This is a genomic window from Paenibacillus sp. MAH-35 (assembly GCF_058135425.1).
Window position 1 is genome coordinate 81,281 of record NZ_JBYUPU010000010.1, and the last position, 24,946, is coordinate 106,226.

General features: G+C 56.8%; 19 protein-coding genes. 4 read left to right on the forward strand and 15 right to left on the reverse strand.

What is annotated here, in order from left to right:
* Positions 1-344 precede the first annotated feature (344 nt).
* From AC3Y2E_RS13175 to AC3Y2E_RS13205, 7 genes are all read right to left on the reverse strand, one after another.
* Positions 345-1,907 carry an RCC1 domain-containing protein gene (locus AC3Y2E_RS13175; RefSeq protein ID WP_379210906.1) on the reverse strand — a complete coding sequence of 521 codons (1,563 nt, stop codon included), beginning with the start codon at positions 1,905-1,907 and terminating at the stop codon, positions 345-347.
* Positions 1,908-2,008: 101 nt separating this feature from the next.
* On the reverse strand, positions 2,009-4,102 hold the full coding sequence (locus AC3Y2E_RS13180; RefSeq protein WP_379210908.1) for an exosporium glycoprotein BclB-related protein: 2,094 nt from the start codon (positions 4,100-4,102) through the stop codon (positions 2,009-2,011).
* A 21-nt stretch (positions 4,103-4,123) separates the two neighbouring features.
* The gene (locus AC3Y2E_RS13185) at positions 4,124-5,938 is read right to left on the reverse strand and encodes a glycosyltransferase (protein ID WP_379210910.1); all 1,815 of its coding nucleotides are present in this window, start codon (positions 5,936-5,938) and stop codon (positions 4,124-4,126) included.
* A gap of 319 nt (positions 5,939-6,257) precedes the next feature.
* A complete protein-coding gene (locus tag AC3Y2E_RS13190; protein ID WP_379210912.1) occupies positions 6,258-7,847 on the reverse strand; it encodes an extracellular solute-binding protein in 1,590 nt (529 codons plus the stop codon).
* Between the two features lie 118 nt (positions 7,848-7,965).
* Positions 7,966-8,841 carry a carbohydrate ABC transporter permease gene (locus tag AC3Y2E_RS13195; protein WP_379210914.1) on the reverse strand — a complete coding sequence of 292 codons (876 nt, stop codon included), beginning with the start codon at positions 8,839-8,841 and terminating at the stop codon, positions 7,966-7,968.
* A 25-nt stretch (positions 8,842-8,866) separates the two neighbouring features.
* Positions 8,867-9,823 (reverse strand): ABC transporter permease, encoded by a 957-nt coding sequence (locus AC3Y2E_RS13200; RefSeq protein ID WP_379210916.1) that lies wholly within the window; start codon positions 9,821-9,823, stop codon positions 8,867-8,869.
* 298 nt (positions 9,824-10,121) lie between these two features.
* Entirely contained in the window at positions 10,122-12,464 is a 2,343-nt protein-coding gene (locus AC3Y2E_RS13205) for a helix-turn-helix domain-containing protein (RefSeq protein ID WP_379210918.1), read from the reverse strand.
* 743 nt (positions 12,465-13,207) lie between these two features.
* Here AC3Y2E_RS13205 and AC3Y2E_RS13210 point away from each other — a divergent pair.
* From AC3Y2E_RS13210 to AC3Y2E_RS13220, 3 genes are all read left to right on the forward strand, one after another.
* Entirely contained in the window at positions 13,208-14,263 is a 1,056-nt protein-coding gene (locus AC3Y2E_RS13210; RefSeq protein WP_379210920.1) for a hypothetical protein, read from the forward strand.
* Positions 14,264-14,338: 75 nt separating this feature from the next.
* Positions 14,339-15,034: an N-acetylmannosamine-6-phosphate 2-epimerase gene (locus AC3Y2E_RS13215; RefSeq protein WP_379210922.1), complete on the forward strand. Its 696-nt coding sequence runs from the start codon at positions 14,339-14,341 to the stop codon at positions 15,032-15,034.
* A 12-nt stretch (positions 15,035-15,046) separates the two neighbouring features.
* The gene (locus AC3Y2E_RS13220; protein ID WP_379210924.1) at positions 15,047-16,624 is read left to right on the forward strand and encodes an FAD-dependent oxidoreductase; all 1,578 of its coding nucleotides are present in this window, start codon (positions 15,047-15,049) and stop codon (positions 16,622-16,624) included.
* A 146-nt stretch (positions 16,625-16,770) separates the two neighbouring features.
* Here the strand turns inward: AC3Y2E_RS13220 and AC3Y2E_RS13225 are convergent, their stop codons facing one another.
* Genes AC3Y2E_RS13225 through AC3Y2E_RS13235 form a run of 3 tightly spaced genes read right to left on the reverse strand, consistent with a single transcriptional unit; the run spans position 16,771 to position 18,192 of the window.
* Entirely contained in the window at positions 16,771-17,202 is a 432-nt protein-coding gene (locus AC3Y2E_RS13225; RefSeq protein WP_379210926.1) for a hypothetical protein, read from the reverse strand.
* On the reverse strand, positions 17,195-17,707 hold the full coding sequence (locus AC3Y2E_RS13230; protein ID WP_379210928.1) for an NUDIX domain-containing protein: 513 nt from the start codon (positions 17,705-17,707) through the stop codon (positions 17,195-17,197). The genes AC3Y2E_RS13225 and AC3Y2E_RS13230 overlap by 8 nt, the downstream gene beginning before the upstream one ends.
* Positions 17,704-18,192 carry a GNAT family N-acetyltransferase gene (locus tag AC3Y2E_RS13235; protein ID WP_379210930.1) on the reverse strand — a complete coding sequence of 163 codons (489 nt, stop codon included), beginning with the start codon at positions 18,190-18,192 and terminating at the stop codon, positions 17,704-17,706. Before AC3Y2E_RS13235 ends, AC3Y2E_RS13230 begins: the two co-directional genes overlap by 4 nt.
* A 269-nt stretch (positions 18,193-18,461) precedes the next feature.
* Between AC3Y2E_RS13235 and AC3Y2E_RS13240 the strand changes: the two genes are divergently transcribed.
* Complete coding sequence (locus AC3Y2E_RS13240) at positions 18,462-18,869, forward strand: GNAT family N-acetyltransferase (protein WP_379210933.1); 408 nt, start codon at positions 18,462-18,464, stop codon at positions 18,867-18,869.
* Positions 18,870-18,993: 124 nt separating this feature from the next.
* Here the strand turns inward: AC3Y2E_RS13240 and cysK are convergent, their stop codons facing one another.
* The 5 genes from cysK to AC3Y2E_RS13265 all read right to left on the reverse strand — a co-directional run bounded on the left by cysK (position 18,994) and on the right by AC3Y2E_RS13265 (position 24,880).
* On the reverse strand, positions 18,994-19,929 hold the full coding sequence (cysK, locus tag AC3Y2E_RS13245) for a cysteine synthase A (protein ID WP_379211202.1): 936 nt from the start codon (positions 19,927-19,929) through the stop codon (positions 18,994-18,996).
* A gap of 926 nt (positions 19,930-20,855) precedes the next feature.
* Positions 20,856-21,800: an ROK family protein gene (locus tag AC3Y2E_RS13250; RefSeq protein ID WP_379210935.1), complete on the reverse strand. Its 945-nt coding sequence runs from the start codon at positions 21,798-21,800 to the stop codon at positions 20,856-20,858.
* Positions 21,797-22,774, reverse strand: a complete 978-nt coding sequence (locus tag AC3Y2E_RS13255) for a DUF4434 domain-containing protein (RefSeq protein WP_379210937.1) — start codon at positions 22,772-22,774, stop codon at positions 21,797-21,799. The genes AC3Y2E_RS13250 and AC3Y2E_RS13255 overlap by 4 nt, the downstream gene beginning before the upstream one ends.
* A gap of 115 nt (positions 22,775-22,889) precedes the next feature.
* On the reverse strand, positions 22,890-23,795 hold the full coding sequence (gene murQ, locus AC3Y2E_RS13260) for an N-acetylmuramic acid 6-phosphate etherase (RefSeq protein WP_379210939.1): 906 nt from the start codon (positions 23,793-23,795) through the stop codon (positions 22,890-22,892).
* Positions 23,796-23,977: 182 nt separating this feature from the next.
* The gene (locus AC3Y2E_RS13265) at positions 23,978-24,880 is read right to left on the reverse strand and encodes a DMT family transporter (RefSeq protein WP_379210941.1); all 903 of its coding nucleotides are present in this window, start codon (positions 24,878-24,880) and stop codon (positions 23,978-23,980) included.
* Between the last annotated feature and the right edge of the window lie 66 nt (positions 24,881-24,946).

Below are 24,946 nucleotides of genomic sequence, written 5' to 3' on the forward strand. Positions count from 1 at the left end.
TTCAAAGCGCTCTTATTTCGCTGTCCAAGCGGGTTTCGGACAATCTAAAGGCTGCAAACCACTCTTATTTGTTGCATGACCGCGGTCGGCTCACCCCATTCCTTCCGCCTATAAGCAGGGCACAGCGCCGAGCGATAACGATGAGCAACCTGGGAAACTTGCTGACACTGTTAAGAAAAGCTTCTGGGCGAAGCCTTTTCCCATTAGAATGACCCCGCGTAAGCGGTAGTTTTCCTTTGTTCAGAATGTTTCGGTTCGCTTTTACGAAAAAAGAGCTAGGCGCCGGAACGGCACTTAGCTCTTTTTGTGATCGTGTCTTGACGGTTTGCGCGTCACTCCATTTATTACTGTTCGGGACGGGACAGCTCCATTACGATCGGTGTCGGATTAAGGAGTGCTTCACGGGTCCGATTGCCGAGTTGGCCTTTATCATTCGCTCCCCAGGTCAGAAAAGCGCCTTCCCGGGTCTGCGCACCGCTGCTCATGTATCCGGCCGTCACCGATTGAACCGGTGTTTGGATGATTGCCTTCACCGGAAGTGCGCGCGACAGGTTCGATCCGTCTCCCAGCTGACCGTTTTTGTTGTAGCCCCAAGTCCATACAGAGCCGTCTTCCTGCAGCGCCATACTATGCAGGCCGCCGGCGGAGATTTGAACGATTGCGCCAATGCCGGGGACCGCCTCCGGATAGGAACGATTCGTATGACTGCCGTCTCCCAGCATCCCTTCGTTATTGTTTCCCCATGACCAGACCGTTCCGTCCTGCAGGAGGGCCATACTATGGAAGATACCGGCCGATACGGCCGATGCCTGACTTAATCCGCCGAGCTGCACAGGCGAGTTCCGGTCGGTTAAGGTACCGTCTCCCAATTGCCCATAGCCATTTTGGCCCCACGCGAACACCGTGCCGTCGTTCTTGACGGCCAGGTTGTGAAAGGCGCCGCCGCTGATCGAAACGATCCCGTCCAGACCCGGCACTTGAACCGGCGTCAACCGGTCGGCCGTCGAGCCGTCTCCCAGTTGGCCGTAAGCGTTCAGTCCCCACGCCCATAACGTACCGTCCTTTTTGAGCGCCAGAGAATGCGACTGGCCGGCCTGGACCGCAATGACGTCCTGCAATTCCGGCACCTGGACCGGATTCCGCCTCGACTCGGTCGTACCGTCCCCCAATTGGCCGTAGGAATTGTCACCCCAAGCCCACACGGTCCCGTCCTCCCGAACCGCCAGAGAATGGTTATGCCCGGCAGCGACTGCACGTACCCCGGTTAATTCCGGCATCTGCACCGGGATAAAGCTGGATGCCGCCAATTGACTGCCCAGGCGGCTTAACCGGGAATACCCCCATGACCATACGGTGCCGTCACGATCGAGCGCAAGCGTATGCAGCGAGTTGGCTCGGCCCATAACGATTTTCGGGGCGTCAGCCGATGAGAGAGGCAGCGTGCTTGCCGTCACGATGTTGCTCATCGGCGATACGTTCCCCGCCGCATCCTTCGCCGCGATGGCGAACGAATAGGTGGTCCCGGACGTAAGACCTGTAATGGAGGCCGCATACGTTCCATAGGTGACGGTTGTTACCGTTGCAGGAGCCGTATGGCTATAAATCACATACTCCGTTATACCCATATTATCGGTTGCAGCCGTCCAACTGAGGCTGATGCTGTTGACCGTTTTGCCCTCAAGCTTTAGAAAAGGCGCCCCTGGAGGCGTGACATCCCGAATCACGCTTCCCGGCGGTAAAGCGTACACGTTCTGGCTTACCGTGCTTGACCCGTATGTAGACGTAGTGACGCTCCCGCCCGGAACCTGGACAGAACCGCCAACAGCCGGCTGCGCGCCCGCGAGCGGTACGAGCAAAGGTAAAGCAAGGGTACATACCAGCAATTTATTTGTTTCCATTTTTCTCATACCATACATCCTCCCAAATGCTTGAGGCTCCGATCGAACGGACGCAAACCGGACCTCTTCCGGTCCGATCTGCCTCGCCTGCCATCGGCATTTTAAGCGCTCTAGTCAATGCTTACCCCGGCGCTTGCATAACCTGGCAGGGTATTAACTAGACTAACACCGGCAGCAGTTGCCGAATACACCAATAACAATCGTTCGCCTTGAGCTACATCAACTGGAGTTGGTAAATTGTGCGATCCTGTTGAAATGTTCCCGATTGAAATAATTCCTGACATATCAGGCGTCAGATTAATGCCGTTCCCCGGTAGGACTGGCGTAAACACATTGCTGTTAAAAGCCGCCTTGTATAACTGGACATGAATCGATACAGTTGTTCCTATATAGGTTGCAGCCTGTGTCGTGCTGAAAAAAGCGGAAATCGAAGATATTTTTCCAGATCTAGGAACAACAAAAGCGTAATTCGTCTCTGCCCCCCCAGAACCGGTTAGATCTATCGTTCCCCCTAATGGAGACGGAACATTACCGGACTTCCCGTAACCAAGAGCAACTACATCCCCCGATAATCCCCCGGCAACAGTCGTAACTGTGATAGGCGCACCTGATGCAAAAGGTACGATGGTGCTGCTTCCTGTTCCTGCCGGTCCGGTCGCGCCAGTCGCTCCTGTCGGACCCGTTGGACCGGTTACGCCATCGGCTCCGGTTGCTCCTGTTGCACCTTGCGGACCCGTCGGGCCTGTTACTCCATCAGCCCCGGTCGCGCCAGTCGGACCGGTTACTCCATCGGCTCCGGTTGCTCCCGTTGCGCCTTGCAGACCCGCCGGGCCGGTTGGTCCCGTTACTCCATCAGCCCCGGTCGCTCCCGTCGGTCCGGTCACTCCGTCGGCTCCTGTTGCTCCCGTTGCGCCTTGCAGACCCGCCGGGCCGGTTGGTCCCGTTACTCCATCAGCCCCGGTCGCTCCCGTCGGCCCGGTCACTCCGTCGGCTCCTGTTGCCCCGGTTGCGCCTTGCAGGCCCGCCGGGCCGGTTGGTCCCGTTACTCCATTAGCTCCGGTTGCGCCTGTTGCGCCTGTTGCGCCTTGCAAGCCCATCGCGCCAGCCGGCCCCGTTACGCCATCGGCTCCGGTCGCTCCCGTTACGCCTTGCGGTCCTGCGATTCCTTGCGCACCTTGCGGGCCTGTCACTCCCGCCGATCCGCTATCACCCCTGTCACCTTTCTCGCCCTTCTCGCCCTGCTCTCCTTTTTCACCTTTCTCACCTGGATCGCCCTTGTCGCCCTTGTCTCCTTTGTCACCCTTTGGTCCCGCCAAAGCGCCCTCCGAAGCGGCTTCTACGAAAAATGCAGTGTTTCCGTTATGTACGACCGTAACAGGCTGACCCGCCTCCAGAATGGTTCCGCTCTCCGCGAAAACCACGGCATCCGCGTCCAGCTTAAATTCCGTCTTTGCACCGTCATGGTTCAATATTGCAATCGACGACTCCGTCAGTTCCACCAAAGTCCCGCGTGCAACCCGGTTCAACTGCCGGTCCGACTGCCTCTCGGCATTGCTTAACACGACTGCGAGCTGCGCGCGGGTGATCGGCTGCTTGGGCTTGAACGTATTGTCGGGGAAGCCGCTGATGATATTGAATTGAGCCGCCGCATTTACATATCCTGCCGCCCAACCGGAAATCTCGCCCGAGTCAGCGAACGGTGCGGGCGTATTCGCCAGCGCTTCGGCCTGTGAAGTCTTACCCATCGCACGAACGACCAGCCTGGTCAGCCATTCGCGGCTCGCAGGCTGATTGCCCCAGTCTGTTCCCGTAATCGACTCCTCGCTTCTCACGAGTATGCCTTTCTCCAAAGCGATCAGAACCCAATTTTTAGCCCAATCGTCAACCTCAAGCGACAAACTGGCCGGCAGAGGCGACGCGTCCTCAACGCCCAGAAAGCGAACGATCATAATAACGGCTTCTTGTTGACTGACCGGGCTGTCCGGATTGAAATTGCCGATTCCGTCCCCCTCGGTTAGCCCCAAAGCAGCCGCCTTGGAGATGTATTTAAACGCCCAGGATGAACGGTCCACATCCGCAAAGGAAGCCGCATGTACGGTAGCGGGCTGCAAAGGACCGAAGCTGGGGAAGGAGGATACCGCAAGCTGACTTACGACCAGAAAAGCCATAGACGTTTTAAAGAGGGATTGCTTCTTATCTTTCATTCCTCATTACCTCCGAAAATTCTAGGATATTTGTTGAAAATACCGCCGATTGGCCAGCACCCGGCTATCGTTGGGAACGTACGAAGCGGCCTGCTCGTTATGGCTGCGGGCCAGCTCCCGCCGCCCCAAACGGTCATAGCAGACGCACAGCTGAAGATGCGGCAGCCAGGTCCAGCAGGCCAGCTCGATCATCGCGTTCGGTTCGCTCGGCTTCGGGAGAGCCAGGGCCTGCTCATACCAGAGGCACGCTTCCTCATACTCCCCGGACTGCATGAAGTAATAACCTAGCCTGCAGCACTGCTCCGCTCTCGGCAAGGCGTAAGCGAACGACTGGATCACTTTGTTTTTCGCCTCGGAGAGCCGGCCGAGCTCTGCCAAACAGTCGGCAGCCCGGGCGCAGGCGGAAATTTTGTCCTCCACCCAGCCGCCAGGCATCTGCAGAAACTGATCGTACACGGCCGCAGCCCGCTCCCAGTGTCCGTTATCGCGCAGCTCATTGGCGAAGTAAAAGGTGTCTCTCGGCGTAAACGTTTCATTCGATGCCAGACGCGCTTCGTAAATATGCAAGTTTCGGGTGGAGTTCTTATGCATTCGGCGGTGAGTGATGCCAATGTCGGAATACATCACGTTTCCGGATACTTCCAAATATTCGTGCACTATGCCGATCCATTTAAAGTTGCGCTCCCGCTTCACCAGTCTGTTCCTTCGCAGGCTTGCGGCAGGCCGCCCCTCCTCGTCGAACGACAGATTATAGTGCATGGACACGGAATCGACATTCCACTCCAGGGAGGATAATACCGTTCTAAGCTTCTCTGCGTCCGCGGGAAGAACGACATCGTCCGCATCGAGCCACAGAATGTACTCTTTCGTAGCCAGACTGAATGCATAATTGCGGGCTTTGGCGAAGTCGTCCACCCATTCGAAGTCTGCGATCCGGTCGGTGTACCGGGCCGCCAGCTCTTTGGTTCCGTCCGTCGATCCTGTGTCCACGATAATAATCTCGTCGACCAGCTCGCACACGCTGGACAAACAGCGGTCAAGCGTCGCCTCCTCGTTTTTGACGATCATGCACAGGCTCACCGTAACCGGCCTGCCCCAGCGGTTGAGCGCTTCGCAGATATCTACGCCCCACTTCTCCTTGGCCAAAGTCCGGTTGCGCTCCAGCTGGCGGTTGTACCAAAGAGGGTCTTCCGGGAACAGGGGCGGAGGCGGCATATAACGTACGAAGCAATCCTCCGCTATATACAGACTGAAGCCCTCCTTAAGCAGCCGATAACACAAATCGTCGTCTTCAAAAGACTCCAGCCCGAACCGCTCGTCAAATCCGCCCACCCGCTCGAAGGCGTCCCGTTTCACGAGGAGAAGACCGCTTAACAAACGGGTTACTTTCTTGCAGTGTCCGGCCCTCGTCAATTGCAGCGCTTTGGCCGTATGGTCCAATTGCTGCATATTGCCGCAAGCAACCGCCATATGCTGCTCTCCGCTTACATCATTGCTGTAGGGACCGGCCATTGCGGCATCCTCATTACGATCGAGACATACCGACAAGGAGTTCAGCCATCCTTCTGAAACGAGCATGTGATCACGCAGAAAAACAAGTCGCTCCCCCTTTGCGGCCGAAGCGCCTTGATTATAGCCTCTCGCTACACCGGCAGGGACCTCGTTCGTAATCACCGTACAGTCCAGCTTCGACAGCCATTTGCTCTCGGGTTCGTCGATCGCCCCGTCGTTGACCACAATCAGGTCGTAAGGAGCATCTGTGTACATGCGGATTCTGGACAAACACATCTCTAGCAGCTGTTCATGCTGCGCAAGCAAAATAATGCTGACTGACATAGAGCCCTCCTCTTTCCGGCAGGGTAGCTTGGATCGGTCCATTCATTGGAAATGTACAGTCGGATAAGAGCCTGTCCGATAAATGATTCCTGAACTCGACATGAACCGACATATAAGTCTATAGTAACAAATCGATTTCGAACGATTTTTATCGGATCACCTCCTTTTACTGAGCAAATTCTGAGCAAATAGAGCTAACGAAACCTTTTTATTTGAAAAATTTCCAATATTAAGACGAAAATTTACAAAAAAATTTACGATCGCCAAAAAGACCCTGATCCGATCATCCGATCGGTCAGGGTCTTTTTTACCATTTCATTTATTTCCACTCCGGACCTTTGTAGCCGGAATCTTTCAATGCATCGTTCACTTCCTTCAGCACTTGAGAGCCGCCTTTGTCCATCCATTCCTTCACCATTTTATCCCAATCGGAAATCGGTTTTTCGCCGAAGATCATCTTGGTTTGCTCGGTGTACAGGAATTTGCTCAGGTCGGAGTCTTTCGTCGCTCTCGTTTCGGAGAACACCGCATTGACCGGGTTGACATAATGCTTCATGTTTTTGTGCAGCGTTTCGAACTGGGCGGCTACGTCGCGGAGCAGCGGAATCGTATATTCTTTCGAATATCCGTTCGCGTCATCGCTTGGAGCCCACATGCGGCTGTCCGGCAAGTAGTTCATCGGAGCCAGGCCTTTTTCTTCGATTTCCCTTTGCACGGCGCCGTTTGTAATTTTGTAGCCTTGGTTCTCAAGGCCGTTCAGCCAGTCAAAGTCTTTGTTGCTTGCGTTACGCTGTTCCAGCGTGTAGAATTTCCGGCCATAGTCGATCATCTCGAGAATGCGTTTTACTTTTTCCGGATCGTCCTTCAGCTTCGCGCTGAGCATCACTACGCCGTAGTATCCCGGAGTCGTCGTATACCCCTGGCTTCCATCCGGCGCTTTGAACATCGGAATCGGCGCCAGCTTGGCGTTCGGGTTAATGTCGACCAGACCTTGCATCCAAGTAGGGTTCATGCCGCGAGGCGTTCCGATGAAGATACCCGCTTTGCCGCCGTAGAATTCCTTCGTGTTAACCTGCGTCCAGTTCAGAAGCGCGAAGTCTTTGGTGATGGCGCCTTCCTTGTACAAGTCGGCGAGCCACTGAACATGCTCTTTGCGGGCGTTCGAGATGAAACCCGGGATCAGCTGGTCCTGATCGTTTTTATGATACCAGGCGTTGATGTCCCAGTAGGTGCCCATCGCATATTGCGGGTTGATGTTCTCCGCCATTGCAAGACCGTAGGTGTCGGCTTTGCCGTTGCCGTCCGGGTCGTTTTTGGTGAACGCGATCGCCACCTGCTTCAGCTCTTCGTAGTTCGTAGGCATTTTCAGGTTCAGCTTCTCGAGCCAGTCGGTCCGGATCATCGGCGTCAATTCGTAGGTTTCCGTCAAATACTTCTGGATGCCGTAAATTTTGCCGCCCACGGAAACCGACTTGCGCACGTTCTCCGGAATGAGCTTGAACGACTCGTATTTGTCCATATATTCGTTAAGCGGCAGGAACGCACCCTGCTTCGCCCATTTGTAGAAGTTGGCGTCCGGCGCTTCAAGCACGATAATATCCGGGATGTCGCCGGAAGCGACAACGGCGCTCAGCTTCTGAACATAGTCGGAACGCACGACGTATTGCGGCTTGTAGTCGACGTTGAACTTCTCGTTAATCATCTGGATGCCCTTGCCGTCGGCCGGAGGCAGCGCTCCGTAACGGTAGTCGATCATCGAGATCGTATGTTTCTTGGAAGCCCCCGCCTGACCTTCGTTATTCGCGCCCGCTGCGGGCGGTTTCTCTGCTTCTTTGCCGGTTCCGCAAGCGACGGCCGTTGCCGACAGCGCGACGATCAGGCCGGCTGCCAATACTTTTTTCATTGCCATGTTGAATTGATCCCCTTCCCGTAATGGAATGATTGCACTTGATGATTTCCCTACTATTTTGCATATCTAAGTTGAACTAATAACTTCCTGGATAGACCGAATGCAATGGAGTAAAAGATCACCCCTTGACCGATCCGAGCATCACCCCCTTGGCGAAATGCTTTTGCAGAAACGGATACACGATCAGAATCGGTACGGTCGCGACAATGATCGCAGCCATCTGGATCGTCTCCGCAGGCGGAGCGTTCTCGAGCAGAATCTGTCCGTTCGCCAGCGTATTTTGCGCTTCGTTTACGACGACGATTTGCCGCAAAATAACTTGGATCGGCCACCAGCGCTGGTCGTTCATGTACAGGATCGCGGAGAAATAGTTGTTCCAGTGATACACCGCGTAGAACAGTCCGAACGCCGCCAAGGAAGGCTTGGACAGCGGCAGTATTATGCGCCGGAACGACTGCAGGTCGTTGGCCCCGTCGATATGAGCCGCTTCGTGCAGCTCGCTCGGAATGCTTTGGAAAAACTGCCGCATGATGATCAGGAAAAACGGCGTAATCGCCACCGGCAATATGAGCGCCCAGATCGAATCGATCAGGCCGGTTTCCTTCACGACCAGATAGGTCGGGATCATGCCGGCGTTAAACAGCATCGTGAACAACACCATAAACGTTACCGTGCGTTGACCGAACACCGGACGCGACAAGACGTAAGCGAACGTCGACGTAAACGCCAGATTGACGATCGTCCCGACGACTGTAATCAGCCCGGTCACCCATAACGAGCGAATGAACGATTTCGATACGAAAATGAATTCGTAGGCGTCCAGCACCCATTCCTTCGGGATGAGCATAAAATCGCTCTGCATATATTCTTTGTAGGACGAGAACGATACGGCTACGACGTATACGAACGGAAACAGCATCACGAGTGCCGTAACCGCAAGCAAAATATAGTTGGTAAAATCGAGCACCCGGCTGGATATCGATTTGTCTTTCATGCTGCAGTCTCCTTTCCGGTCACCATCAGTACACGCCTTCTTCGCCGAATTTTTTGGCCAGCTGGTTCGCCGCCATGACGAGGACAAGCCCGACTACGCCTTTGAACATGCCGACCGCCGTAGCGAAGCTGTAGTCCGCCTGTTGGATCCCCTTGAAAAACACGAAGGTGTCGAGAACGTTTTGCGTCTCCTCGTTAAACGGATTGAGCATCAGAAATACTTGCTCGAAGCCGCTGTCGAGCACGGTGCCCAGACGAAGAATCAGCATAATGACGATCGTCGAACGGATCGCAGGCAGCGTGATGTGCCAGATTTGCCGCATCCGGCTGGCGCCGTCCATCACGGCCGCTTCGTACAGGCTCGGATTCACTCCCGCGAGCGCCGCCAGGAAGATGATTGTCCCCCAGCCCGCTTCCTTCCAGATCACCTGCGTGATGATCATCGGCTTGAAGTAGGACGGATCGGTCATGAACGGAATCGTTTCCCAGCCTAGCGAATCCCGCAAGAAGATGTTGACGAGCCCTTCGCCCCGGAAGAAGATGATCCAAATACCCACTACGACAACCCACGACAAAAAGTGCGGCAAATAAATGATTGATTGGATGACGCGCTTGTACACCTGATTTCGCACCTCATTCAGCATAAGGGCCATCAGGATCGGCATCGGAAACGCGAATGCGATTTGCAGGAACGATAAGTACAGCGTGTTCCAAAGAACCTTTACGACCTCCGTGTCTTCGAATATGCGCCGGAAATGCTCCAGACCCACCCATTCGCTGTTGAATATCCCCTGAAACGGATTAAAGTCGATAAAAGCCAAATACAGCCCGAACATCGGCGCGTACTTGTATACGAGGAAATAAGCGAGTCCCGGCAGTCCGAGCAGCAGCAAGTACCGGTCTTTCCATAACCGGGCCCGCATCCGCTTCCATACCGATGCCTCTGCCTGTCCCGAAAGAACTGCGGCTGATTCCGTATTCATCTCTTTGTTTTGTCCCCCTTCTCGTCGGTCTTGGCTGTCTCTTGTCCGTAGCATACCCCGCATGCGTTTTTAATCGCAATTATCTGTTGCAGGCGCGGAGATGATAAACAATTAACGCGAAAAGATAAAGATATCGTAAAGGGGAACAGGCATAAAACGGCAGGAATGGGGAGCGTCTCCGGAGTGTTTCAGGGAAGCGAATCGGCGAATTGGCGGATTGGGGGACCGGCAGATCGGAGCAAAAGAAAAACGACCGCCAAGCAGAGTCTGCTCGCAGTCGTTCAGGGGTACAAAAGTGCTATTTTTGATTTTCCTCCGGTCCCGGTTCGTCATCGTGATCGCGGAATTGCTTGCGGTACTGCCCGGGAGGAATTTGTACGGTTTGCTTGAAAATCCGGGTAAAGTTTTGTACGGACGTGTAGCACAGCTTCTCCGAAATGTCCTTGATCGGCATGTCGGTATGGACGAGCAGCTCTTTCGCTTTCTCCATCCGGTACTGGATCAGGTAATCTCCGAAATTGACGTCGGTCTCTTCCTTAAAGGTCCGGCTGAGCAGGGACGGCGACATCCCGAAATGATCGGCCACATGCTGAAGCGACAGGTCGGTATCGTAACGTTCGTGAATATAGGCGAGAACCTGCTGGATCGCTGACTTCTGCCTGGACGTGCGCAAGCTTCCCATATGCCGGGCGACCGCCGGGAAAATCGTTCCCGTCAGCCATTCCGTCACCTCGGTAATGCTCGTCTTGGCATACAGTTCCTTGTACGGATCGTCCGGGAAAAATGCCTTCGGATCAAGTCCCATCTCCTGAATCCGGACTTCCAGCTCTCCGATCAAGTAAGCGTACAGCCCGAGCACGGTCTCCGAGTTTTGCACGTACAGCGGCACTTCCCGCATCATCTCCTCCAGCTCGACCCCGGCGGTCTCCAGATCGCCTTGGGCGATGCTGGCGACGATTTTTTTCTGCCGCTTGATAATCGCGGTCCGGGATTGCTGGACAGAGGGCAGCAGCTCGCGGCTCGTAATAAGCTGGTTGTGGCCGAGCAGCAGCCGGTAGCTCAGCAGTTCCAGCGCCTGCTGGTACGCCTCGCTGATGCCCCGGTAGCTTTGCACGGGACGGCTTAAGGCGACGGTCACGGAAAATTGGAAATATTGCCGGACCTTCCCGTTAATTTGCCCGACCATCTCGCGAATCTCGCCCTCGACGGCGTCGCTGATCCGGTTCAGGCCGATGACGATCGCCACTTGTCCCGGAAGCGGCGCAGCGGTGATGCAAGTGAAGGCGGGCTCGTGCTCGCACAGCTCCTCGCACATTTTGCGCAGCGCATACAGCATCAGCGACCGGTCCTTTTCCCGGTACGTTTCCCGGAACCGGCCGAACTCGTCTACGTCGACGAGCGCGACGGCGAACCAGCTTCCTTTCAACGGAAAGCCGAACTGTTCCGTTTTCTCGCGGATATCCTGGTCGTCCATCTCTCCGCGAAGCAGCTGCTGGAGTACCGTTTCTTTGAAATACGGCAGCTGCTCGTTCAACCGGTGCTGCAGCCGGTCGTTCGTCTGCACGACATGATGAATAAACGAATCGAGCGCCTCCAGGCCGTCCTGCTGCGCCTTCCCTCCCCTTCCGTTCCCATTCCCGTCTCCCGAAAATTTGGCCGACAGCCGCTGAATCGGGACATACATCCATTTGGCTCCGAATAAGGCGATGAGCATCCATAACACGACCAAAATGGCGACGATCGTCCAGGTGAGCGACTGGATGCGTTTGGCCTTAACGGTTAACATCTCATTGTCGGTAAGAGCCAGATACGTCCAGTTGTTAAAAGCCGACCGCTCCATCGATACTTTGTAATCGGTGCCGTCCAAATGAAGGATCGAGGGCGCCCCGTCCGGGTCGCTCCAATACCGGTACAGCTCGGTCGAATAGATCCGGGTGCCGATCTCGTCCGGATTGTGGCTGGCGGCCACGGTCCCGTCCTTGTCGAGCACGAGCAGCCTGCGGTGTTCGCCAAGCTGAACGCTCTGCACGAAGTTGCTCAGCAAGTCCGACGGGGCGTGCAGCATCAAGTACCCGTCCGGCTTCTCCGAATAAAACAGCGGCACAGGGCGAATGACCAGCAGCTCGTCCTGGTTCGGATACGTCCGCGGCGAGATGACGACCTGCGTGCTATACTGCGCGCTGATTTGCCGGACGATATCGCGGTACTGAAAATCGTCGAGAGCGTATAAGCCGTTGCCGTTGCGATTGGAATACACTTTATTGAAACCGGTGTAGATGACGGAGATGTCGTAGCGGATCTCCGAGAAGCTGCGCTGCTTCTGCACAAGCTCGAACGCGTCCATCGTCAGATCGTACGTCTGCATGGAGGGGCCGAGCTGGACCGATTTCTCGATCAAGGAGTTGTTGGCCAGCTCGATCGACGCTTTCTCCAGCGTCTGCAGAAACCGGTCGACCTGAAACTGAATCTGCTTCAGGATAATTTGATGGTTATGGTCCACCTCATCCTGCACCATGCGGGATGCGATCATCGAGGACAGCATACCGAGCACAAGTACAGGGACAATATAAAGGAGGAGCGAGTATAGATAAAGCTTCCTTTTAAATGTTGTATTCGCAAATAGCCGCCGCAGTTTATCCATCTCCGCTCCCCCTTTCTTTGTATCTGGTAAGCTCCGGTTTGCAACCGTTAGCAGTAGCAGCTGTTAGCACCTGTCGCTTGGTTGCAGCTGTTAGCGGCGGTTTACGAGACTGTCGATTCGTTGTGTAGAAGTGTTAGCAGGCCGTTCCAAGTGAAAAGTTACCTTCTTCTGCTCAAACAGGTTGTCCGGAATCCCTTGATTGAATAACGATTGTAAGGTAAGGGATTCCAGACAAAACTCGCCAGAAGGTAATCTTTTCCCTTTCCACTTGGTTGTCCACAATGAATCGACAGCCTCTCATTTATCTCTTAAAGCGCCTGGTTCCCCCATTTCATTTCAGATACGAGCTGGCAAAAGCTCTTATTCGCGCCGTGACCACTATAAGGAGGATGGAACGTTCGCACTTTTCGCAACCGTTTTCAAAAAAAGAAGCAGGCCCCAATCTGTATCCAAGCGGAGCTGCGTCGTTTTTTGTCGAAATTATAGTATATTGGCTTCTGCGTGTCAATGTAAGCAAACGATATATTTGTCTGGCCCGTGATCGCTGGGAGAAGACTTCTGCCGGCGCGATGTAAATCTTATACAAAAGCCTCTAAACGCTGTCCTTTCCACGACGAATAACTTCGGACAAGATGAATATTTTTTTCACATATCCATAATAAAAGGGAACTTTCCTCCAAAGTGTGCTATACTCATTGTAGTTCCTTTTTCATTTTATTTCAACATATAAGGAGATCGGTCCGATGGAGCGAGTCGCGTCGATTGCGGCGAATTTGAAAGTGTATTTGGACAGTTTACTCCGCCGGGATGATTCGGGCCGGCTGTATGTGCTGGATGATGAGCTCGGCGACCGCGCGAGCTGCTGCACGACGGCCGAAGCGGCTTGTCTGTACGTGCTGAATTCCCGCTTGAACGGCGGGACGGAGACGGATTCGGCTATCGCCGCCGAGCTCATCGACGACGTGCTGCGCCGTCAGCTTCCGTCCGGAGCGTTCGGCCAGCCCTATTACGTCAAGCGTGGCGAGACGAGTACGGTCGATATCGCCGAGATCGGCGCTGCGGCCAACAGCCTGTACCACGTCTACAAGGCGACAGGCAACGAATCGGCCAAAGCAAGTCTGATCCGATCCGCGGAATACTTGCTTACCCAGGTTGCCGAAGAAAATCCCGGCGCGGTCTACAAAAATCCGAACGCCCGCATGCATGACGTGCTGAACGGCGACATTTACGCGGCCCACACGCTGGGAAGAGCCTATGAGCTTACGCAGAACCCGGTATATTTGACGCAGATCGAACGGATCGTCGCACACGTAGCTGACCGCTTCGGGCGTCACAGCCCCGGTTGGTGGCCTTATACCGAGAAGTGGGACGGATCGGTCGGCATGGGGAACAGCGTAGCGTACCAGGCGACGATTATCGCTTTCGCTCACCCGCTGCTCCCGCTCTTATCCGCGCCTCTGCAAGCTGCATGGAAACGAATCGAGGAAGAAGCGGCCGCAATCGTGCTGCAAGCGCTGCAGGACGGTCCGAACGATTATAACGAGGCCCCTTGGTGGTGCCGCGACTGGCCGAACGTACCGGAAATTTTGCTCTCGCTCGCTCGCGTGCCGCATCTGGAGGAAGCCCGCGCTTACACCGAAGGGCGGCTGAAGGAAATGGAAGACGGCGTGACGGAGCACGGCATCGCTTATTTCCGGCCGAAAGTAAAAAACGACGATCCGGAGCGCACGCCGGTAACGACGACGTTCCGCAAGGCGGCCACCATCGGCGGCATCTTATGCGCGATCGGACTCGATTAACGAGCTGCCGGAACGTATCCGTTTCATCGCAACCTATTGATCATCAACCAGACTATACGAGGAGTGTTTCACCCCATGAAACCGTTATTTGCAAAAAGAGGCTTGATCGTATCCTGCCAGGCGCTGCCCGGCGAACCGCTGTACCGGCAAGGCACGATGGCGCTTATGGCGCTGGCCGCCGAGCAAGGGGGCGCAATCGGCATCCGTGCGAACGGGCCGGACGATATCCGCGACATCAAAGCCGCCGTCAAGCTTCCGGTCATCGGCTTGCTGAAGCGCGACATTCCGGGATCGGACATTTACATTACCCCTGAGCTGGCCGACGTACAAGCGATCATCGAAGCCGGAGCCGAAGTCGTCGCCATGGATATGACGAATCGCGAAGATCGCGCTGAACGCGTTGTCGAGTTGATCCGTTACTGTCACGAGGCGGGCGTTGCCGTGATGGCCGACATCTCGACAGTGGAGGAAGGCGAGCTGGCCGAATCGCTTGGCGCCGATCTGATCTCGACGACGATGTCCGGTTATACTCCTTACAGCCCGAAACAAGATGGGCCCGATCTGGAACTCGTTCGCCAGCTGGCGCTGCGCCTGAAGAAGCCGGTTGTAGCCGAAGGCCGCATCTGGAGCCCGGAAGAGGCGGAACAGGCGTTGGAAGCGGGAGCCGAATATGTGGTCGTCGGCGGCGCGATTACACGTCCGCAGTTCATCACCCAAAAATATGCGGAGCGGCTCGGTCAATGGCTTAACCGGACGGGCGACCGCGAATAGGAAGGGATTCCGATGCAACAGAAGATGCAAAGCGACGTACTCGTTATCGGAGGCGGACTTGGAGGGTGCGCGGCTGCGATGGCTGCCGCCAAGTCAGGCAAACGGGTCATCCTGACCGAAGAAACGGACTGGATCGGCGGGCAGGTAACGAGCCAGGCGGTTCCGCCCGACGAGCACCGCTGGATCGAGCAGTTCGGCTGTACCCGCACGTACCGGGCGTTCCGGAACAACGTGAGGGACTACTACAAACGCAACTTTCCTCTGACGCCGTCTGCGATGGCGAATGCCCGGCTCGATCCGGGCAACGGCATCGTCAGCCGTCTGTGCGTCGAACCGCGCGCCGCATTGGCCGTTCTGAACGAGATGATGGCTGCCTATGTGCACAGCGGAGCGATAACGATCCTGCTGAATCACGTTCCGGTTGCCGCCGAAACCGACGGTGACCGGGTCGTGAGCGTAACCGTGCGGCCTGCAACCGGCGGAGAGGAGCTGACGCTGTACGCCCCGTACGTGCTCGACGCGACGGAATGCGGAGATCTGCTCCCGCTGGCCGGAGTCGAATATGTGATGGGCGCGGAGTCGAAGAGCGAGACCGGCGAGCCGAACGCCTTGGACGGGGACGCCGAGCCTGACGATATGCAGGCGTTCACTTATGTCTTCGCCGTGGATTACCGGGAAGGCGAAGATCATACGATCGAGAAGCCGCGGGAATACGAGTTGTGGAAGACGTACCAGGCGCCTTTTCAAAAAGACGTCATGCTCAGCTGGGCAACGTCGAACTACAGTCCTTTTCAATCGTACAGCCTGTTCCGCGTCCCGACTCCAGGCATTTTCTCTTTGTGGGAATACCGCAGGGTAATCGATAAGTCGAACTTTGTGCCGGGGACTTTCGACAGCGACATCACGCTCGTGAACTGGCCGCAGAACGACTACTGGCTCGGAAATATCGTCGATGTAGACGAAGCAGAGCGTAATGTGCATCTGGACCGCGCCAAGCAGCTCAGCCTCAGCCTGCTCTACTGGCTGCAGACAGAAGCGCCGAGACCGGACGGGGGATTCGGCTTCCCGGGCGTACGCCTGCGCAAAGATGTGGTCGGCACCGAGGACGGTCTGGCCAAAGCGCCGTACATCCGGGAATCCCGCCGAATCCGTGCGGAATTTACCGTCGTCGAGCAGCACATCAGCCCGGACGTCCGCGGTAGCGGGCAAGCAGCCGAGAAATTTGCGGACTCGATCGGCGTGGGCTGCTACCGGATCGATCTGCATCCGACGACCGGGGGGCGCGAAGGCTTCTACATTCCGAGCCTGCCGTTCCAGATCCCGCTCGGAAGTCTGATCCCGGTCCGGGTGGACAATCTGCTGCCCGCTTGTAAAAACATCGGTGTCACACATCTCACGAACGGCTGCTACCGTCTGCATCCCGTCGAGTGGAACGTAGGCGAAGCGGCCGGTCATCTGGCTGCGTATTGCCTCGAGCACGGGTTAACTCCGCGTCAGGTACGCAATACGGAGCAGCATCTTCGCGACTTCCAGAACCTGCTCGTCCGGGAAGGCGTAGAGCTGGATTGGCCGGTTATCTCGCAAGTATAAACGAACAAACTCGCCTGCAGACCAGCATGGAGAAAAGCCGCTTCGCTCCCGAGAAACCGTCACCTTTGGCGACGTCTTGAAGAGCAAGCGGCTTTTGGTTGGTGTGCGGCTGCAAGTGCAAGCGATCCGGCTCACGACACCCCCGTTTATTGGGCAGCTGCAGGCTCCTGGTTGCGACTCCGGATCAGTCCGGCCAACCCGCCCAGCAGAACCAGCAAAGTCGCAGCGTGCAGCATCACCCCGAATGAATCTCCTCCGATCGCAAGCCACAGGAGCAGCGGCGGAACGTGCAGCATCCCCGAGGAAGGCGCGAAGCCCATCAGCAACCTTACCTGTCCCGGGTTATACCGCATAAGCTGGCCAACCGAGAAGGCGATCGTCATGAACGATGCGCCCATATTAATAACCGACCACAGCTTCACCGACGACGATTCGGAACCTTTCTCAGGTCCCAGGAAATCGAAGGAGAATCCGAAGCCCGACAAGTACAATAGCGAAACCGATAAAGACAGCAGTCCTCCGGCCAATAGGACCAGAAGGATTGCAGCATGTTTTCTTTCCGGCTCTTGTTTAACCATATACTTTCCTGCGCGCCTCCTCATAAAAAGCCCGGTTCGCCTTCACCCACGGGACTTCGGCTGCCTGCTCCTCGCTGAACAGCCCTCGGCCGAACGTTTCCGCTCCTGAGCCCTCCGGAACTTCTTCCAGCCGGCTGACGCTCGCCCAGTGAAACACCATATAGCTGTCCGGGTACGGATACCGATGGCCGTCAGGCTTGGGGCCAAGCAGCCGAATTCTTTCGTAGCCGAGCACCCCGCAGGTGCCGGCGACAGCGCCCGCTTCTTCGTACAGTTCCCTTCTCATCGCCGCCTCAGCGGTTTCCCCGGGCTCCAGATGGCCGCCGGGAATGTCCCAGCCGCGCACCTTCAGCTTCGTGAGTACAAGCTTCCCTTCCAGAAAAGCCAGTACGAATGAACCCGTTATGAGCTCCAGCGCCGGCAATTGATCCGTTAACACCGAGCACGTTTCGTTGGGCAGCGGCAGACCTTTGTTGTTTTTCGATTCTCTGACTACCACGTTCATGGGTTCTCTGCTCCTTCGGGTTCCGACTTCCATCCGGGCTGCTCGAACGTGATCTCAAAGAAAGGATGGCCGGGGTCCGGACAAGGATCTCCCTTATACCCCAAGCGTTCGTAAAAAGGCGCAGCCTTCGCGCTAGCCTGCCATTGCAGCCATCGGACTCTGCGATCCTCGCACCAGCCGACGGCCGCCTTCACCAGTTCACGGCCGATCCCTCTCCGCCGATAATCCGGATGAACGAACAAGTCGTTCATTCTAGCCGTCCGGTGTCCCACCCGAATATGCGGACCGTAGTCGTGCACCCAAGCGTACCCCGCTACAGCGCCGTTCCATAACGCCACCGGTATGAAATGCCCGTCCAGCATTCGTTTCTCCATCACTCGGGTTAGGAAAGCTTCCCGGTTACGGTCCGAGTTGTCCTCAATGATCGGCCACAGATGCTCGATATGCTCCGGCTCGACTTGGCGGATCAGCAGCTCGCTTCCCATAGCGGCCCCCTCCCTTTACCCTTGTGGTTGGCTTAGCTCTGCCTGCTCTAATTAGACGAAGGTTTGTGTATTTTCGTTTATTTTACCATTCATTTGCATCTGGTACTTGGAGAAAATGGTTTTAATTCTGCCTCCAACTTCGGGAGGCTTAGCACAAGATTGCCTCATCGCTCCGAATGGTCCAGCGAAACGCGCCAAAATCGGCCCTTCCCTTGTTCCATCATTCATGGCAAGATCAAGATCATATCCATCCGCAGGAGGTTTCGCTTATGACTACCCCATCCATCGAATACAAAATCAATGTGCCGCTCCGGGCCGAAGAGGTTGCGAACGTTTTTAAGGCGTCCGGAATTAAACGTCCGGCGGATGACCTGGCCCGGATTCAAATGATGATCGACCACGCCAATCTTCAACTGACGGCTTGGGACGGCGACAAGCTGGTCGGAATCGCCAGAGCGGTCACCGATTTTTCATACTGCTGCTATTTGTCGGATCTCGCGGTGAGCAAAACGTATCAGATGCGGGGGATCGGCACGGAGCTTGTGGAACGAATGCGGCAGCATCTGGGGGAGCAAGTGTCGCTGCTGCTGCTTTCCGCACCGGAAGCGATGGAGTATTATCCGCGAATCGGCTTCAAGCGGATCGAGAACGCTTTTTTAATACCTCGAGTGAAGTGACGGGCTGAGCCCCGGCCAATCCAGTATGGCGGCAGTCTGGAAGCTGGTCGGGGCGCTTCGGACTGCCGCAGCTCAAGGTAATCATTACCTATGACGTCCACTGGTTAGCGGGCGCAGGCCGAGCCTACTCCTCCTGGAACAAAGGCGTGGACAAATACCGCTCACCGGTATCGGGCAACAGCACGACGATCGTCTTGCCCTTATTCTCCGGCCTGCGGGCCACTTCCACAGCCGCATGAAGAGCGGCGCCGGAGGAAATGCCCGCCAGCAATCCTTCGCAGCGCGCCAGCTTCCGCGCCGTATCGAATGCTTCGTCATTGCGTACCTGGATGACTTCATCCACAACGGAGCTGTCGTACACGTCCGGCACGAATCCGGAGCCGATGCCTTGAATCTGATGGGCTCCCGGTCTGCCGCCCGACAAAACCGGGGAATCGATCGGCTCCACCGCCACGACTTGAACGGACGGCTTTTTGCGCTTCAACGCGTCCCCAACTCCCGTCACCGTACCGCCCGTGCCCACGCCGCCTACGAAGATATCGACTTCCCCGTCAGTGTCCCGCCATATTTCCTCCGCCGTTGTCCTCCGGTGCATCTCGGGATTGGACGGATTGGCGAACTGCTGCGGGATGAACGAATTCGGGATTTCCGCGGCCAACTCCTCCGCTTTGCGGATCGCCCCCTGCATGCCTTCCTCGCCGGGAGTCAGCACCAATTCCGCCCCGAGCGCCTTCAGCAGCTTTCTGCGCTCCAGGCTGTACCCCTCCGGCAACGTAATGATCAGCCGATAGCCCAGTGCAGCCGCCACGGAAGCCAGCGCGATGCCGGTATTGCCGCTGGTCGGTTCGATGATGACAGAGTCGTGACGCAGCAGTCCTTTCTCCTCCGCATCCCTGATCATCGCAAAGCCGATCCGGTCCTTGACGCTTCCCGCCGGATTGAACGATTCCAGCTTGGCGATCAGCCTCGCCTCGAGCCGGTGTTTCCCGGCATATTGGTTCAACTCCAGAAGCGGAGTATTTCCGATCAGATCCGTTAAATTTTTGGCAATGTTCGCCATCAGACTCATCCCTTCCCACTTTCGATTAGTCGCCGGTTGTGACCCGGCCTGATGCCGCAGCAATCTCTCTGCTTTATTATACTGCAAACCGCGAAACAAGCCTAAAGACTGGAAGGCGTACCGCTCTGTTCTGCAGCGCGCTTCTAGGATAAACATCCGGTTCACGTACGTGCGGACTGGACTCTATTGCAATAAGAGTCTCTGGCACCCTCTATTTTCGGCCCAATCAACAGACTGAGGCGAATAGAAGCGAGTTGCACCCCTTATTTCAGCCAACTGCTGGGGTCTGCACCCTTTTGGCCAATATTAAAAGCCCCAAACCGCTCTTATTCCCCTGCCCAAGCGGGTTTCGGGCAAAATAAAAGCTACAAACCGCTCTTATCCGTTTCGTTCCCGTCTATAAGCAGGGCGTAGGGCTAAAACAGCCGGCAAGAAACCACCTGCGATACTTGCAGGCGCCACCCGAAAGGAAGGTGAACGCCTTGCCCTACACTGCGCTGCGCTGTCCTGCCCTGCTCCCATTCCGGGACCTTATTAGTTCCGTAATATATGCAAAAAGCTTCTAAACGACTAAACGAAGCCATTCGCTGGCGCTGTGTATCGGCGTGTTCGTCAGCTTTCTGTTGTTCATCGCTTCGGGCAGTATGCTGTATTTTAAGCTGTTCACGGAGATCCAACGATGCATGAACCTGCTTAAGGAGTGGCTTTTCTTGGTTTAGAATGCCCCGATCTTCTATCGCTTTAACGCTTTACCCGGCATACACATTCTGCGTTAAAAAAAGACGGAAAACGCCCCACCCTAAGCGGCATGCTTCCGCCCAAGATGAACGCTTCCGTCCTGGTTTTCAGACCGGGGCCGGACAACCAACCCCGACTCCTGTCTTAGCTTATTTGCATCCTCACCCGGGTGCTCCCGCCGAAGCGAATCAGTCCGCCGCCGCCAGCCAAGCCAGCTTCGCCGCGCCGGCCAGGCCCGCCTGCTCGCCGAGCGCCGCAGGAACGATCCGGACCGGACCGTAGGCCGGCATCGTTTGCTGCTTCACCTGAGCTTCGATCCGGTCGAACAAGAAGTCGCCCTGAGCGGTAACGGCTCCGCCAATTACAATTGATTCCGGGTTCAGCGTATGAATCAGATTGGTGAGGCCGACCGCGACGTATTCCGCATACCGGTCGATCAGGCCGAGCGCCTGCTCGTGACCGCCGCGGGCGAGCTCGAACAGCTTTTTCGCCGATCCGTCGGTAACCGACGGGTCCAGGCCGATTTCGGCGGCTTGCCGCATCAACGCCGTGACGGATGCATACTGCTCCCAGCATCCTTTCAGGCCGCAGTTGCACGGCTGTCCGTCATGCTTGATGACGATATGCCCGTAGCCCCCGGCATACCCGTTGCGCCCGTAATACGGGGTACCGTTCTCCGTCACCCAGCTTCCTCCTACGCCTGTACCGAGCGTGATGCAGAGGAAACCTTCCGTCAGCTCTTTACCCGCGCCGATCCACGCTTCGCCGATCGCAAAGGCGTGCGCGTCGTTCACCAGCGCGACGGGAAGCCCGGTCTCGCGGGCCATATTGTCGCGCAGCGGCACTCCCGTCCAGCCGGGCAGGTTGGACGTCGCGTAACCGATCCGGCCTTCCTTCACGTTGACGTAACCGGCCGTCGCTACTCCCATGCCGCGGGCTTCCCAGCCTTCGGCCACCGCTTTCTCCTTGTAGCCGCGGGCGATGCCGTACAATTTGTCCAGCAGCGAGTCTCTCCCCGCCCCCGCTTCCGTCGGCGTGTTGTGGGCGTGCAAAATGCGCCCTTCGCTGTCCACGATACCCGACTTGATGTTCGTGCCTCCGATATCGATTCCGAATACGACTTGTTGTTTCATCGATTCCGCTCCGTCTCCGCCTGCCCCGCGATCGGCCACAACCCGTTGTCGCGCAGCAATGCCATGTAGTTTTCATACAGCTGTACCGATGTTTCGTGCCCTGCATGTACGGCGCTGCCGGGCTTGTTCATCATACCCAAGTATTGATAGCACAGCACCTTATCCGAATATTTCGATAAAATCTCCAACTGGCGGCGCACCCGTTCGAACGGTCCCGGATGGAGCACTTTGCCCGCGAACTTGAACAGCTCCAGATCCGACCAGAGCGGCTTGCCCGCTCGGTCGTGCGCTTCCCGCAGCCGTGCAAACGTCGCATCCACCGCTTCGAACGTCGTCCGGTCGACCCCGATCTCGTCCTGATAGGCGATATAATCGACCTCCAGCGAACGGAGCTGTGCGACGAACCGGTCGTCACCGGTAATCGAACGGGTGCCATATGGGGCGATCATCACCCGCTGCGGTCCGATCTTGCGCAGGAAATCGGCCATCTCGTTGGCATATGCGATATAGTGGTCGGGGAAATGGGTGAAAATCGCTGCTTCCACCGGCAAATACCAGCCGGCAAACGAAGCGTGATGACCGTACTTCGCCGCCAGCTCTTTGGCGAAATCATAACGAAGCGCCGACTTGTCTCCGGTAGTCGATAAACTGCCCATAATCGGAGTCGTATAAAAGCCGTTCCCTACATAAATCGTCAGGCCGAGACGATCCCCTGCCCGGAGAACCGCCTCCAGCGGGTCCTTACATACCGTATCCCACCGATGCGACCATATCTCCGAAGGGTAAAACGCCTTGCCATGCAGCGCAACATTCAGCAGCACCAGCGTATCCATTCCCGCCTCGGCCATCTCCGTCAGCTTGAAATCCCAATCTTCGTCGGTAAACTGCTGTGTCGTCGAGTTCCAGCAGTCCCCTTCATACGGATTCGGATGATAAAAATCGAACCAGGACCCCGTAATGCGCATAAGCGCCATATCGCTTCCTCCTTATAGGACGATGCTTCCCGCGTCTTCTTACCTTTACTTAACTTAGCATCCCGCTTGTCGGGCAAATCCCAGCCTGAACCATCCCTCGGCAGTCGCCTGCCAGTCAAGCCTGAAGCGCGCCGCGCACGTTCCCGTCCGCTTCAGCCAATCGCCGGAATGCTTCCTCGGCCGATACGCCGGCAAGCAGCATGACGATGCTCGCCTTCATATGGTCGCCGGTGGCCGCCATCGCCGCCTCGACGGCCGCTTCGTCCTCGCCTGTCGCCATGGCGACGATTCCCCGGGCGCGCTGCCGCAGCTTCCCGTTCGACGCTTCCATGTCGACCATGAAGTTTTGGTACACCTTGCCGAGCTTCACCATCACCCCGGTGCTGATCATGTTCAGCACGAGCTTCTGCGCCGTGCCGGCCTTCAGCCGCGTCGAGCCGGTCAGCGCCTCCGGTCCGACCGTCACCTCGATCGCCTTGTCGGCGAGGCCGCCGATCACGGAGCCTCCGCTGCAGGCGAGCGCGACCGTCGACGCTCCCGCCGAGCGGGCGTACTGAAGCCCGCCGACCACGTACGGCGTACGGCCGCTCGCCGCGATGCCGACGACGACGTCGCCTGCCGCCAGGCCGCGCTCCGCCAGATCGGCGGCGCCCAGCTCGGGGTCGTCCTCCGCCGACTCGTCGGCGCGGTCCCGCGCCACGCCGCCCGCTACGAGCGCCTGCACGAGCTCCGGCGGCGTGCCGAACGTCGGCGGGCACTCGTACGCGTCGAGGACGCCGAGACGCCCGCTCGTACCGGCGCCGACATAAAACAGCCGCCCGCCCCGCCGCAAAGCGCCGGCGATCAGATCGACAGCCTCGGCGACGGCCGGAAGCGCCGCCTCCACCGCCACCGGAACGCGGAAATCTTCCGCGTTCATCAGCCGGAGAAGTTCCACCGTGGAGCATTGGTCCAAATCCCGGGTTCGCGGATTGACCTGCTCCGTATCCAGATGCCTGATACCAGGCGATTGTCGGTCCACAGAAATTCCCCTTCCGAAAATTTTCTCCATAAATCAAAAAACAAAAAGGAGCATATCTCCATTATAGAAGAGTGCTCCTTCTTCTGTAAAGCGTCGGATTCGACGCTGCGCCCACCTGTTGCGGCGTCCTGCCAGCCTATTAGGGCGCACTTCGGCACCTCCCGGATAAACTTGCCGCCCCGTCAGCTGGCCTCCCCTGCTTCCGCCGGTCTCGGCCTGCTGCGCGGCCGGTTCCTGCCGATCGAGGTCGCCAGCAAGACGCCGCCGATAATGAGCAACGAGCCGAAACCCTGCTTGAGCGTAACCGCCGTTCCCAGGATCACATACCCGAGCGACATCGCTACGAACGGCTGCAGATTCAGGAATACCGCCGCCTTGCCGGCGCCCACGATCTGCATCTGCCGGTTCCAGACGAGCCCGCACACGACCTGCATCAGAAACGCGCTGGCAATCAGCAGCGTCCACGCCCACAGCTCCGTGCTCATGCCCGATACGTCCTCGCGGAGCAACGCTACCGGGATCAGCATCGCGGTGCCGGATACGGTGGCGTACGAGGTGACGAAAAACGCGTCCCTGCGCTCCATCAGCTTGCGCGTCAAAATCGTCGAGGCGACAAACGTCAGCATCGCCCCGACAATCCACAACTCGCCGGCCGACAGATGAATCGAGCCGCCCTTGCCGACGACGAAAAAGACGCCGGACAAAGCGATTGCCGAGCCGATCCCCATCCGCAGCGTAATCTTCTCGCTGAGAAACAGCGGTGCCAGCAGTCCGATCATAATCGGAGACAGCGACAGGAGCAGCGACGAAGTCGTCGGGTCCGCATCCTGCATCCCGGTATAAAAGCAGATTTGATTAAGCGCATTGGCGGCGCCGAGAGGAAGCAGCAGCTTCCAATCCTTCCACGCCGGCCACTCGAACCGCCGTGCGGCCATAGCCATAACGACGTATACCGAGGAAGTGAGCAGCAGCCGGGAGACGGAGAGAAGCATCGGGGGAAAATGATCGACCAGAATCGCGCCGAACACAAAATTGCTTCCCCATATCGTTACGCAAACCAGCAGCAGTACATAGGAGCGGGCCATAGATCGTATTCCTTCGCTTTAATGTTGGGTCAATCGTTGTCTACTCTCATCTTACTTCGCCGCGAA